Here is a 12,022-nt window from a genome sequence, read left to right as displayed (position 1 = left end):
CGCGATGGGTGGATCTAACGTGCGCGAGCCTGGTGGCGGCCGGGGTACTCCCGCACGAGGACCCGTTTGGGCGTGATGCGCAGGACGTCCCCGGAGGGGACGGCGATCCCGCGCACCTCGGCCCAGAACCTCGGGTCGCCCACGAAGAGGACGACCCGCGGATCGCGCTCCACCGCCTCCCACGCCTCGTCCCCCGCGATCAGCCTGAGCTCGCCCGACGCGCTCACCGAGGTCACCGCGCTGACCGCGAGCGCCCGGGGGCAGCCCTGCTGGGTGTAGGCGAGCACGACGCTCCTCGAATAGGTGGCGGCGTGCCGTACGGCGTCGCTGACGCCCGGCGAGGGCGAGGCGTCGCCGGGGAGCCGCCTCCCGCGCGACTCGCACAGGATCAGCGCGGAGCGCCAGGGGCCGGGAGCGCCGCCCCACCAGGCGCGGGCGGCCCGTACGGCGAAGGCGCCGGCCGCGCCCGCGAGCGCGACGCACGCGGCCGACCCCGCCGTCCCGAGCGCCGGTACGGCGGGCAGCCCGGCGACCACGCGTCCCGGCGCCGCGCCCGCGAGGGCGAGGAGGAGGGCGGCGACCGCGAGCAGGGCCGGCGACAGCGCGAGCGGCCGGTCGCGGCGCGACGTCGCGCGGAGGAGGGGGGTCACCCCGCCGCGGCGGACGGCGAGGGCGACGGCGACCGGCACCGCCGCGGCGGCGAGCGCGAGGCGCGGCTGGGCGGCGACCACGCACAGCGACAGCAGCAGCACGAGCGCCCACCACGCCCGCCCGGCGAGGATCCAGAGGGCCACGTCTGCGTTCCGCCGGGCCGCGGGCACCGGGCCGGCGGCGGCGAACTGCGCGAGCGCCCTGACCGGACGGCCCCGCCACGACTCGGCGAGCAGCCGAAGAGCCCGGGCGGCGACCCCGTTGAGCAGCACGATGCCGCACGCGCCGGCCCACACGCCGTCCCGTACGCCGTCCACGTCGGCGGGGAGGGTGGCCAGGCCGGCGACGTACGCGCCGACGACCGCGAGCGCCATCACGGCGTCCGTGGTGAACCAGAGGTCGCGGTGGAGCATCGCGGGGACGCGCGACCAGACGGGGACGCGCCCGGCCTGCCTGACCGTCACGGCCACGACGCCGCCGAGCACGAGCGCGCCGCCGATCTGCGCCTCCCGGTGCAGGCCGAGGCCGAGCGCGGCGGCCGTGACGACGACCGTCGCGACGGCGAGCAGGGCGCGGACCTGCCGGGACCAGACGTCGAGGGCGCGCCGCGCCCGCGTGGTCTCGCGATGGTCGGCATCCCATGCGGGGTCGTGGTGGGTGCGCGGGCGCTCCCAGCACAGCAGGGCGAGCCCCAGGTTGACCCGCGCGATCGGGTGGTCGCGCGAGAGCCGCAGCGCCGCCTGATAGGACGCGACGGCGCGCTCGTGGTCGCCCCGGAGCAGGGCCAGGTCACCGGCGAGGACGTGCGGGTCGGGCTCCTCGGGCGCGAAGGCCACCGCCTTGCGCGCCTCCGCCCACGCTTCGCGCCAGCCATCCGGCGTCCGGCGCAGCGCGCCGCCCAGCCTGAGCCGGGCCGTCCAGGAGCCGGGCGCGAGCCGTACGGCCTCCCTGGCCGCGGCGACGGCCTCGGCGTCGCGGCCGAGGCGTTCCAGGGCGAGGCTGGCCAGCCGGTGCCCCCACTCGCCGCCGGGGTCGCGTTCGATCGCCTGCCGCGCGGCCTCCAGCGCCGCCTCCGGGCGGTCGCGCTCCAGCCGCTCCGCCGCGAGGAGGCACCAAGATCGGGGGTCCGTCCCCGGGGAGCGATGCGGTACGTGATCTCGGGCGTGGTTCCCGGCGCGGTAACGGTCCTGGTCGCGGGCATGGTCCGGGTCCTCGATGTCGCTCCCCACTCCCGCATGATCGGTTGCCGGGCAGGGGTTGCCTAGATGCCGGATATATACCTATATCTCGCTAGAGAGCGCAATGCCGGAAGCTGCTGAGGGATCTACCGAGAATGGCCTAAGCTGCGACGCATGTTCCACCAGGCCTGCGGTTTCCGCCCATGATCGTCGTGGGGGTCGGGGCGCAGTCCCGCACCGTTCCCGCCGCCGCGCGTCACGCGAGCCGGTGGGCTGTTCTCGCGTTGCTCTGCTTCAGCCTGCTGCTCATCGCGGTGGACGCGACCGTGCTCCACATCGCGGTGCCCGCGCTGACCGCGGCGCTCGAACCGTCCGCCGTCGAGCTGCTGTGGATCATCGACATCTACTCGCTCGTGGTCGCGCCGCTGCTCGTCACCTTCGGCACGCTCGGCGACCGGTACGGCAGGCGCCGCCTGGTACTGGCCGGCTACGTCGTCTTCGGGCTGGCCTCGCTCTCCGCCGCGCTCGCCGAGACGCCGCTGGCGCTGATCCTGTCGCGCGCCTTCCTCGGCGTCGGAGGCGCGATGATCATGCCGGCGACGCTGTCGATCATCCGTGAGGTCTTCACCGACCGCAAGGAACGCGCGATCGCCCTCGGCGTCTGGAGCGCGGTCGCCGCCGCGGGCGCCGCGGTCGGCCCGCTGGTCGGCGGCGTCCTCGTCGAGCACTTCTGGTGGGGCGCGGTCTTCCTCATCAACGTGCCGCTGCTGATCGTGGCGCTCCCCCTCGCCGTACGGCTGCTGCCTCCGTCGCGAAACAGGTCCGGCCACCCGTGGGACGTGCTGAGCGCCGTCCTGTCCACGTTCGGCATCCTCGCCCTCGCGTTCGGGCTCAAGGAGGCCGGGTACGGTCACATGATCGGCCGCGGGCCCGCCCTGGCCGTCGCCCTGCTCGGGATCGCCCTGCTCGCCTGGTTCGTCCGGCGGCAGCGGCGGCTGGAGTACCCGCTGCTCGACATCTCGCTGTTCACCCGGCGCGGCTTCGCCACGGGCGTCGCCTGCGTGCTGCTGGCGATCTTCGCGCTGGTGGGGCTGGAACTGCTGCTCGCGCAGTACCTCCAGCTCGTCCTCGGGCTCTCCCCGCTGTCGGCGGGTGTCCGGATGCTGCCGCTGATGGTCGCCGCCATCGCGGGCGGGCTGGCGGCGGCGCACGTGCTCCAGCGGATCGGGCTGAGGGCCACGATGAGCGGCGGCCTCGCGCTCACCACGCTCTCGCTGGTGCCCGTACTCACCTGGGGGGTCGAGCAGAACCCGGGAATGCTCGCCGTCTGCTTCATCGGGATCGGGTTCGGCGTCGAGGTCGCGCTGCTCGCCGCCTCCGACACGATCATGGCGGCCGTCCCCGAGTCGCGGGCGGGCGGCGCGGCGTCGATCGAGGAGACGGCCTACGAGCTGGGGGCCGGTCTCGGCATCGCCGTCCTCGGCACGATCACCACGATGGTCTACGCCCCGGCGCTCGGCGTGGTCCCCGGCGTGCCCGGCGCCCAGATGAACGAGGCCAGGGAGTCCCTGGCGGCCGCGGCGCACGTCGCCGCCCGGGTGGGCGGCACCCCCGGCGCGGCCCTGCTCGACGCGGCCCGCCTCGCGTTCATCACCGCCCTGCACCGCACGGTCGTGGTCAGCGTGGTCCTGCTCGGGCTCACCGCCCTGGCCGCGGCCGTGTTCATCTCCAGGGAGGCCGCGGCCGGTCACTGCGCCGACGAGCCAGAGGAAGCGGCGAAGCCGGAGAAATCGGAGAGGTCACCCCGGCCGTCATCGTGACGGGCGGCGCCACGGGTGTCAGGTCGATCCTTATGGGCAGATGTCTGGGCAATTGTTGCCCGTCTCCCCAGAATGAGGAAGCGTGAAGCGAACCCTCCACGACGTGGCCTCGCTGGCGGCCCGGATGGGCGTCGGCGGCATCTTCTTCGCGAACGGCTGGGAGAAGCTGGAAGCGGGCCTCACCGCGACCGGCACCCAGTTCGCCGAGCTGGGCGCTCCCCTGCCGTCGGTATGGGCCGCGGCGACCATGCTCATCGAGCTGCTCGGCGGCACGCTGCTGGTGGCCGGCCTCGCCGTGCCGTTCGTCGGCCTGCTGCTGTTCGCCGAGGCGGTCGCCGTCTTCGTCATCACCACCGGGCACAGCGGCATGCCGCTGACCGGCGGAGACGTCAAGATCATCGTCGCGCTGGGCGCGGCGTCCGTCCTGCTCTCGGTCGGCGGGGCCGGGCGCGTCTCGGTCGATCACATGGTCGTCATCAAGCGCCGCGAGGCCGAGGCGGCGGACGAGTTCGCCGCGGACAAGGAGGCGGACGCCGTCCTCGCCGCGTTGCGCGACCCCACGGAGGGGCCCAGGGCGATCCCTCCGGCGACCGCGCCCGGCGAGACCGCCGCGGCCCCAGGGGACACCGCGTCGCGAAAAGCGAGCGCGGCGGCGGACACGGTGCCCAACGCGGCGCCGGAGGCCGCGCGGAACGCCGGCGGTCCGGCCAAGGCGCGGACGCGCCGCACGAAGCGAGCACAGGACGAGGCCGCCGAGAGCCGGAGCGAGCCGGGCTCCGGTCCCGAGGCCGGCGACACCCTGGTCGCGGGGCGGCGCCCCGAGGCACCCTGACCCCGGCCGGCCGACGACCCGCATGCCGGCGACCGCGCCCGCCGCGGGCGATCACATCGCCGCGCCGACCTTGTCCACGATCTGGGTGGCGCCTATCTCGCGCGCGCAGTGGGCGCAGCAGCAGAAGCGGCCGTTGACGTCGACGCCGTGGCCCACGATGCGGCAGCCGCAGTGCTCGCACACCGGGGCCATCTTGGTGATCGCGCATTCGAAGCTGTCGAAGGTGTGCACCGCACCCTGCGCGTGCACCTCGAAGCTCAGGTCGTAGTCGTTTCCGCAGACTTCGCAAGCCGCCATGATTCCCCCCGAATCTGTTGCTTGCTTTCGTCTACCCTCGCGACCGCGTCGATCACCACACATATTGGTCAATCTCCCCCAAGGTCCCCGAAAACCCGTGACAGCAGGACATAAGCCGCTGTTTTCGGATCTTCCGTATAGATCCTTTACAGGCGTCTGTTCGGGTCGGAATACTCGTCGGTGCCCAAAATCGGCCCGCCCCGCAGGGCGGGCTCCCCTCCGAGGATTGGAACCGGATGATCAAGTTCGTCAAGGCGGGGGCCCTGACACTCAGCGCGATCACGGCCGTCGCACTCCTGCCCACCGCCGCCGAGGCGGCATCGCCGCAGAGCCTGTGCGGCGCCGGGTACACGATCGTCAAGGACGGATCGCGCGCGATCAAAACGAAGTCGGGCGAGCAACTCGGCGTCACCTACGTCCTCTACAGCGGGCGGACCGGCAAGAACTGCGCCGTCACGATCAAGACGAAGTACGTCGGCAAGCCGAGCTACACCTACGTCCGGCTCGAAGTGAAGAAGGGGCCCTGGGACTCCGATTCGGGCGACTTCACGCGGTACGCCGGCCCGGTATACGTAAGCGCCCGCCACAAGTGCGTGAGCTACTGGGGCAACGTGAGCTCTCCGGACGGCAAGAAGTCGGCGTACGGCGGCCGGACCAAGTTCGACAACTGCGGATGACCAGAAAGCTCACCTTTATCCCTTTTGTCCGAATTTGAGGTAATATCGGGGGTTAATTGACGCGAAAGGGATGCCCCCATGGCCAACTTCGTTCATGTGATGCCACTCGACGACGTCATCAGCCATGAGGGCAGCCCCGATTGCGTCTGCGGGCCGGGCGGCCAGCAGGTGGAGACGCTCGCCACCCGCGAGCCCGTCGGCATGATCTACCACCACCACGCCGTCCGCCCCTGCTCCCTCTGGGAGGCCTCCGCCGAGGGCTGACCTCGACGAAGACCTAAGGTCGGACGCCTCCCGGGCAGACGTCCTCGTACGGCAGGCCGGGAAGGTATTCCCGCCACTCGGCTTCGGTCAGCGTCCGGCCCGCCCGCGCGCACACCGCGGCGGCGACGGCGTCCGGCGTCACCGGCCGGGACGCGACCGCGCCGCTCCCGTCCAGGCCGACCACCGCGAGTCCGCCGGAACCGTCCGCTCCGGGCGCCGAGGCGTCGCTGCGGAAGGCCACCGACACCACGCCGGACCCGAAGGTGCCGACCGGCTCCCCGACCGCCGTCCCGGCCTCGACGTCCCACAGCCGGACGCCCTGTCCCGCCGCGACGGCCAGGAGCGAGCCGTCCGGGCTGAACGCCACGGCGGACACCGGCCGCCGTTGCGGAAGCACCGCGCCGCGGCGCTCGCCCGTCCGCGAGTTCCACGCGATCACCCGACCCGCGAAGTCCCCCGTCACGACGATGGGCGCACGGGGGTGGAAGGCGACCGCCGTGAGCGTCTGAGCGGTGGCTCCGAAGGTCCGGACCTTCCCGTCGGCCACGTCGACCAGGTAGCCGGCGCCCGATCCGAGGACGGCGAGGTCCCGCCCGTCGGGGCTGAAGGCGGCGGTTCCGCCGGCCGCGTCAGCGATCTTGGCGACGGTGCGCCAGGCGCCCGTCCGCAGGTCGCCGACACCGACCTCCATTTCCGTGGACGACGTCCCCGTGATCGTGGCCGCTTTCGTCCCGTCCTGACTGACCGCGACCCCGAGGATCGTCTGCGTACGGTCGTCCCGGACCTCGGTCGTCGCGAGTTTCCGGCCGCTCACCCGGTCCACGGCCCAGGCCCGGCGGCCCTCGTCGTCGGCGACCGCCATGATCCGCGCGTCGCGGCTGAAGGCGACCGCCTGCAACGACGCCGTGATCGGGACGGACGCGCCCGCGGGCCGGCCGGTCCCCGCGTCCCGGAACGCGACGGCGCCGTCGCCCGCGCCGTGGACGGCGTACCTGCCGTCCGGAGTGAGCACGGCGGACTCGTCGGCCGGTCCCGCCCTGAGCGGGCCGGTCAGGTCCGCGATGCCGACCGTGTGGAGAGTGTCGTCCACGATGTACCGCAGCGCCCCTCCGTCCCGGTCGAAGCGCACCTGCGCGGCCTCCCCCAGCGTCGGCTGGACGAGGAGCGACGTCTGGTCCGCCACCCGCCACACCGTGATGGCCCCCTCGGCGCGGACCGCGAGGAACCTGCCGTCCGCGCTGAAGGTCACCGCCGGCCGCCCCGCCACCGGCGGACCGAACGGCTGTCCGGTGCGACCCGCCGTGAGGTCGGTCAGCGTGACGCCCTCGTTGGCGGCACAGGCGAGCCTGCGGCCGTCCGGGCTGAACGCGAGCGCCTGCGGTCCCACCCCTTCACCCGCCCAGGCCGGCAGCGAGCCGCCGCAGATGCCCGAGGGCGTACGGCGCGGGGTCGCGCCGGGCAGGTCGAACAGCCGGGGGCGCCCGCCGACGCCGTCGATCGCCGCGATCCGGCCGGCCGGGTCCGCGTCCGCGAGGTAGCCGGACCGTTTGGGGCTCGCCGTCCCGGTGTCGAGGTCCCAGAGGCGGACCATGCCACTGAAGCCGATGATCAGCAGGCGCGGGCTCGCCCCGAACGCGATCTCGATCGGATAGTGCGCTTCGTACGTGTCGGTGCCGAGGAACAGTTCGCGCCCGGTGGCCCGTCCGGTGCGCGCGTCCCAGACGCGCACCCACCGCCCGGCGGCGACGGCGAGGAGCCGGCCGTCCCCGCTCAACGCGATCGAGTGCACGTGCTTGCCCTGAACGCCGAGCCCGGACCACCCGCCGATCCGCCGTCCCGAGCGCGCGTCCCAGAGCGTCACGCCGTCGCCGTCCAGCGACGCGGCGGTCCGCCCGTCCCCGCTGAGCGCGTGGGCGGCGCCCTTGAGCGACAGCACGCCCGTCTCCCGCTGGCCGAGCGAGGTGATCAGACTGCCGCGCGCCTCGTCGGTGTGGCCGAGCCGCCAGGCGGCGACGCTCATCAGCATCCCTTTGACGGGGTCGGTGTCCCTCAGCCGGTCGGCCGCGGAGGCGAGACCGCGCGACTCGGCCAGGTACCGCTGCTCGTTCACCGCGGCGCTCTGCCAGACCGTCGCGGCCCCGAAGCCGACGGCGAGCACCAGCAGCACGGCGAGGGCGGCGGTGACGATCCGGCGGCGGCGGGCCCGGCGGCGGGCCAGCCCGGACCCCGCGTCGAGGAAGTCGCGTTCGAGACGGCTCAGCGCGAGGTGGCGACGGCCGGTCGCCGCCCAGCGCAGTACGGTGTCCAGCCGGTCCCCCTGAAGGAGGTCGCCGTCCGCGCCGCGGTTCCACCGCCGCGCCGCGACCGTGATCTCGCGGAGCACGGCGAGTCCCTCGCGTTCGGCCTGGACCCAGGCGCGCAGGCGCGGCCACGCCTGGATCAGCGCGGGGCGGGCGAACTCGATCTCGCCGTCACGCTCGACCAGCAGGTGCCCGAAGGTCTCGATGACCCGCGCGACCGCCGCGGTCTCCTCCTCCGTACGGCCGTCGAGCAGTTCGGCGCGCGCGGCCCGTCTGGTGGCGACCTCGCCGTCGTCGGTCACGGTCGCGAGCCGGAGGAGCACCTCGGGCACCAGCTCGCGCTCCGGCTGGCCGAGCGCGCCGTACCTCTCCTCCGCGAGCGGGCCGAGCCCCGGGTCGGCGACCTCCGGTCCGGGCAGCAGCCCGGCCTCGGCGCTGCCGAGGACCAGCAGGTCCTCCGCGGCGACGCCTCGGGGTGCGGAGATCAGGCCGTGCAGCAGCTCGCGCGCGTCCGGGCGGGCGTTCGGGTCCTTCGCCAGCGCGGCCGCGACGAGGGGGCGCAGCGAGTTCGGGAGCTCGCCGAGATCGGGGTCCTCGGAGAGCACGCGATGCATGACGCCGCCCAGGCTCTCCGCGCTGAACGGGTCCGCGCCGGTGGCGGCGTACAGGACGATGCCGCCCCAGGCGAACAGGTCGGCGGGCGGCCCGGCCCGCTCGCCGACGAACACCTCGGGGGCCATGTAGGTGGGGGTCCCGGCCACCAGTCCGGTCGCGGTGAGGGACATGTCGCGCGCGCGGGCGACGCCGAAGTCGATGACGCGCGGGCCGTCCGGGCCGAGCAGCACGTTGTCGGGCTTGAGGTCGCGGTGGACCACCCCGGCGTCGTGGATCGCCGCGATCGCCGTCGCCACGGCGGTGGCCAGGCGGTGCAGGTCGTCCCCGGTGAACAGGCGGCCTCCGGCGACCGCCTGGCGCAGGCTGGCTCCCTCGACGTACTCGCTCACGATGTACGGCCGGGGCCCGTCGAGGACCGCGTCGATCACCTGGGCGGTGCAGAACGACGCGACCCGGCGGGCCGCCTCCGCCTCGCGGGCGAACCGGCGGCGCAGCTCCGGGTCCTGCGCCGCCTCCCCGTGCAGCACCTTGATGGCGACGCGGCGCCCGGCGGGGTCGTACGCCTCGTAGACCACCCCCTGCCCGCCCGCGCCGAGCCGTCCGGCGAGCCAGTAGTCACCCAGCCGCCTGGGGTCCTCCGCGATCAACGTTCCCGACACCACGCATCATCTGACGTCCGCGACCGCGATCGCGTTTCGTCTCGTTTCGATAAAGCGCCAGGCCGTACGGGAGGCCGCCGCCCGTACGGGGACCCGGGCGGCGACGGCTCCGGGCCACCCCGGCGGAGGGCTCGCCAACAGGTCATGGCACATTAGTCACAAATATCCCGTTAGACATCACCGCTTTACACCAGTTTTACGGGTAGATCGGTAGACATCTCGGTAAATAACGGAATCATCACGGTCGGGGGGATCGGAAGATGCTGAGGGTGGTCACGTCGCTCGACGAGTCGCTCGACACGTTCGGCAAGGTGCGGGACATCAGGTCCGTACTGCGCCGCAAGCCGAAGCGCGATGACAAGATCGTGGACATGCGGGCATACGCCGGCCGCAACGTCATCCGTTTCCCGAAGCCCGGCCCGACCTCGGCCGCCTGACCTTCCCGGCGGCGCCCGTCTACTGATTTGATGTCACCTCATGCGTGACATGTCCGACTTGTCGTCAACAGAACGAACCCGGCACCGCAGGCTGCGCGAGCAAGGCCGTACGAACAGGGCAGAGCTGTTCGACGTGCTTGAAGCCGGGTTCGTCTGCCATCTCGGAGTGATCGTGGACGGCGCGCCCATGGTGGTGCCCACTGCCTACGGCTTCGACTCCGACAATCTGTACATCCACGGCTCGGTCGCCAGCCGCAGCCTCGCGGCCGGCGGACCGACGCCCGTGTGCGTGACCGTCACCCACGTCGACGGCCTGGTGCTGGCCCGGTCGGTGTTCGAGCACGGCGTCAACTACCGCAGCGCGATGATCTACGGAGTGCCCCGCCCGCTGGAGGGCGAGGAGAAGCTGGAGGCGCTCCGGATCCTCACCGAGCACACCGCCCCGGGCCAGTGGGACTACGCGCGCCGCCCGAACCGCAAGGAACTGGCGGCCACCACGATCCTGGCCGTCTCGCTGGAGGAGGCCTCGGTCAAGGTCCGCCAAGGGCCGCCGGACGACGCCGACGACCCGCACGACGTGTGGGCGGGCGTGCTGCCGCTCGCCGCCACCTGGCAGCCCCCCGTCACCGACCCGGCGGCCTCCCACGAGGTCCCCGAGCACGTACGGCTCCGGGCCGGCACCCGCCTCGGCTGACGACGCGGGCGCCGAGACGGTTGGGACGGCCGCCACCTCCGGGCGGCGGCCTCGGGCGTACCGCCCGGCCGGCTCCAGGTTCGCCGCCGTCGTGCGCAGGGTGCCTACCGCCCGCGCGCGGGCGGACCGCGGAACCCCGGGCATCCGGGGCGTGTCGCGCACTTCGTGGTCATATCAAGGAAGCGATTCCCTGCCAGGTGAACAGGGCAGTCCCCCTCGCTGGATCTGATGGTGCAGGATGGGGCCGTGACCCCTTCCCCAGCGGTCGTCCGGCCCGATCAGGAGTTGATCACCCAGATCCTGGACGAGTTGGCCCTCGACCACACCCTCGACGCCGAGGGCGACATCGCAATCGCCACGCCGGAGCTCACGGTCTACTTCCTGTTCGGCTCCGAGGGCGACCTGTTCACGATCCGCACCTTCTATGACCGGCACTACTCGGTCGACGACAAGCCGACACTGGTCACCGCGCTGAACGAGTGGAACGCCGACACCATGTGGCCGAAGGTCTACACCTTCACCCAGGACAGCGGCGTGCTCCGCATCGTGGGCGACTCCCAGCTCTACATCGGGGCCGGCGTCACCCGCGAACACCTCACCACCGTGGTCGCCCACTGGGTCAGGTACGCGATCAAGTTCCACCGCTGGCTCACCGACCGGCTCGCGTTCGAGACCGACTGACCCGCGCCCCCGGGGCGGCCCGGAACCCGGATATGGTGGGGCTCCCCTCTCCCCCGACTCCCCGGAGCGCTGCCCGCCGATGCCCGAAGGTCACATCATCCACCTGCTCGCGGCCGAGTACGGCCGGCGGTTCACGGGCGGCGTGGTCGCGGCGAGCAGCCCGCAGGGCAAGTTCTCCGACAGCGCGGCCCTGATCGACGGGCAGCGCATGGCCGTGACCGACGCCCACGGCAAGCATCTCTTCCTCGGCTTCGAGGGGTTCGACGGCCACGGCTGGGTGCGCGTCCACCTCGGTTTGTACGGGAAGGTCGCCTTCGGCCCGGCCCCCGCCCCCGCACCCGTCGGCGCCGTACGGCTCCGCCTGGAAAACGAGCGGGATTACGCCGACCTGCGCGGGCCCACGGCCTGCGAGCTCATCACCGCCGGAGAGAAGCGGGCGGTGCACGACCGCCTCGGACCCGACCCGCTGCGGCCGCACGACGACCCCGAACGCGCCTGGTCGCGGATCACCCGATCAGGCGTGGCGATCGCCGCGCTGCTCATGGACCAGAAGGTGATCGCCGGGGTCGGCAACGTCTACCGGGCCGAGGTGCTCTTCCGTCACGGGATCGACCCCTACCGCCCCGGCCGCGAGTTGAGCCGCGCCGAGTGGGAGGCCATCTGGGCGGACCTCGTCGCACTCATGCGCGACGGCGCCGCCTCGGGCCGGATCGACACCGTACGCCCCGAGCACATGCCCGAGGCCATGGGGCGGCCGCCGCGCGTGGACGACCACGGCGGCGAGGTGTACGTCTACCGCCGGGCCGGGCAGCACTGCCACATCTGCGGAGGCGAGATCCGCACCGCCGACCTGGAGGCGCGCAACCTGTTCTGGTGTCCCGCCTGCCAGCGGCGCTGACGCCGGAAGGCCGGGCGGA

At 73.2% G+C, this 12,022-nt stretch carries 11 protein-coding genes; 8 read left to right on the top strand and 3 right to left on the bottom strand.

The features are described from left to right. Positions 1–14 precede the first annotated feature (14 nt). A complete protein-coding gene (locus AWQ68_RS42645; protein WP_174554131.1) occupies positions 15–1,880 on the bottom strand; it encodes a tetratricopeptide repeat protein in 1,866 nt (621 codons plus the stop codon). Between the two features lie 152 nt (positions 1,881–2,032). Between AWQ68_RS42645 and AWQ68_RS22130 the strand changes: the two genes are divergently transcribed. Beyond that, positions 2,033–3,649 (top strand): MFS transporter, encoded by a 1,617-nt coding sequence (locus tag AWQ68_RS22130; protein WP_066943166.1) that lies wholly within the window; start codon positions 2,033–2,035, stop codon positions 3,647–3,649. A gap of 82 nt (positions 3,650–3,731) precedes the next feature. Continuing rightward, positions 3,732–4,481, top strand: coding sequence for a DoxX family protein (locus AWQ68_RS22125; RefSeq protein WP_066943164.1), 750 nt, complete (start codon positions 3,732–3,734; stop codon positions 4,479–4,481). 51 nt (positions 4,482–4,532) lie between these two features. On the opposite strand, the gene AWQ68_RS22120 is transcribed toward AWQ68_RS22125, so the two are convergent. Then, positions 4,533–4,778 carry a metallothionein gene (locus AWQ68_RS22120; protein WP_066943162.1) on the bottom strand — a complete coding sequence of 82 codons (246 nt, stop codon included), beginning with the start codon at positions 4,776–4,778 and terminating at the stop codon, positions 4,533–4,535. Positions 4,779–5,014: 236 nt separating this feature from the next. Here AWQ68_RS22120 and AWQ68_RS22115 point away from each other — a divergent pair, with 236 nt between their 5' ends. Together AWQ68_RS22115 and AWQ68_RS22110 are read left to right on the top strand one after the other, a co-directional pair. Further along, positions 5,015–5,455 (top strand): hypothetical protein, encoded by a 441-nt coding sequence (locus AWQ68_RS22115; RefSeq protein WP_066943160.1) that lies wholly within the window; start codon positions 5,015–5,017, stop codon positions 5,453–5,455. A 78-nt stretch (positions 5,456–5,533) separates the two neighbouring features. Beyond that, positions 5,534–5,719: a hypothetical protein gene (locus AWQ68_RS22110; protein WP_066943158.1), complete on the top strand. Its 186-nt coding sequence runs from the start codon at positions 5,534–5,536 to the stop codon at positions 5,717–5,719. A 13-nt stretch (positions 5,720–5,732) separates the two neighbouring features. Here AWQ68_RS22110 and AWQ68_RS22105 read toward each other — a convergent pair whose 3' ends face one another. Further along, the gene (locus tag AWQ68_RS22105; protein ID WP_066943156.1) at positions 5,733–9,293 is read right to left on the bottom strand and encodes a protein kinase domain-containing protein; all 3,561 of its coding nucleotides are present in this window, start codon (positions 9,291–9,293) and stop codon (positions 5,733–5,735) included. A 260-nt stretch (positions 9,294–9,553) separates the two neighbouring features. Between AWQ68_RS22105 and AWQ68_RS43630 the strand changes: the two genes are divergently transcribed. The 4 genes from AWQ68_RS43630 to AWQ68_RS22090 all read left to right on the top strand — a co-directional run bounded on the left by AWQ68_RS43630 (position 9,554) and on the right by AWQ68_RS22090 (position 12,003). After that, positions 9,554–9,730, top strand: a complete 177-nt coding sequence (locus tag AWQ68_RS43630; protein ID WP_169808968.1) for a hypothetical protein — start codon at positions 9,554–9,556, stop codon at positions 9,728–9,730. A 49-nt stretch (positions 9,731–9,779) separates the two neighbouring features. Beyond that, entirely contained in the window at positions 9,780–10,424 is a 645-nt protein-coding gene (locus tag AWQ68_RS22100) for a pyridoxamine 5'-phosphate oxidase family protein (RefSeq protein WP_066943316.1), read from the top strand. 246 nt (positions 10,425–10,670) lie between these two features. Further along, positions 10,671–11,105, top strand: a complete 435-nt coding sequence (locus tag AWQ68_RS22095) for a YbjN domain-containing protein (protein ID WP_169808967.1) — start codon at positions 10,671–10,673, stop codon at positions 11,103–11,105. Positions 11,106–11,184: 79 nt separating this feature from the next. Beyond that, positions 11,185–12,003 carry an Fpg/Nei family DNA glycosylase gene (locus AWQ68_RS22090; RefSeq protein WP_066943151.1) on the top strand — a complete coding sequence of 273 codons (819 nt, stop codon included), beginning with the start codon at positions 11,185–11,187 and terminating at the stop codon, positions 12,001–12,003. Positions 12,004–12,022: the final 19 nt, after the last annotated feature.

This window comes from Microtetraspora fusca, from assembly GCF_001570365.1.
Classification (GTDB): Bacteria; Actinomycetota; Actinomycetes; order Streptosporangiales; family Streptosporangiaceae; genus Microtetraspora; species Microtetraspora fusca.
This window is presented reverse-complemented; position numbering and strand designations above follow the sequence as displayed.

What these genes read in the sequence shown, in the direction of transcription:
- AWQ68_RS22130 (WP_066943166.1), top strand. Translation starts at nt 2,033, where the DNA reads ATGATCGTCGTGGGGGTCGGGGCGCAGTCCCGCACCGTTCCCGCCGCC.
- AWQ68_RS22120 (WP_066943162.1), bottom strand. Translation starts at nt 4,778, where the DNA reads ATGGCGGCTTGCGAAGTCTGCGGAAACGACTACGACCTGAGCTTCGAG.
- AWQ68_RS22115 (WP_066943160.1), top strand. Translation starts at nt 5,015, where the DNA reads ATGATCAAGTTCGTCAAGGCGGGGGCCCTGACACTCAGCGCGATCACG.
- AWQ68_RS22110 (WP_066943158.1), top strand. Translation starts at nt 5,534, where the DNA reads ATGGCCAACTTCGTTCATGTGATGCCACTCGACGACGTCATCAGCCAT.
- AWQ68_RS43630 (WP_169808968.1), top strand. Translation starts at nt 9,554, where the DNA reads ATGCTGAGGGTGGTCACGTCGCTCGACGAGTCGCTCGACACGTTCGGC.
- AWQ68_RS22100 (WP_066943316.1), top strand. Translation starts at nt 9,780, where the DNA reads ATGTCCGACTTGTCGTCAACAGAACGAACCCGGCACCGCAGGCTGCGC.
- AWQ68_RS22090 (WP_066943151.1), top strand. Translation starts at nt 11,185, where the DNA reads ATGCCCGAAGGTCACATCATCCACCTGCTCGCGGCCGAGTACGGCCGG.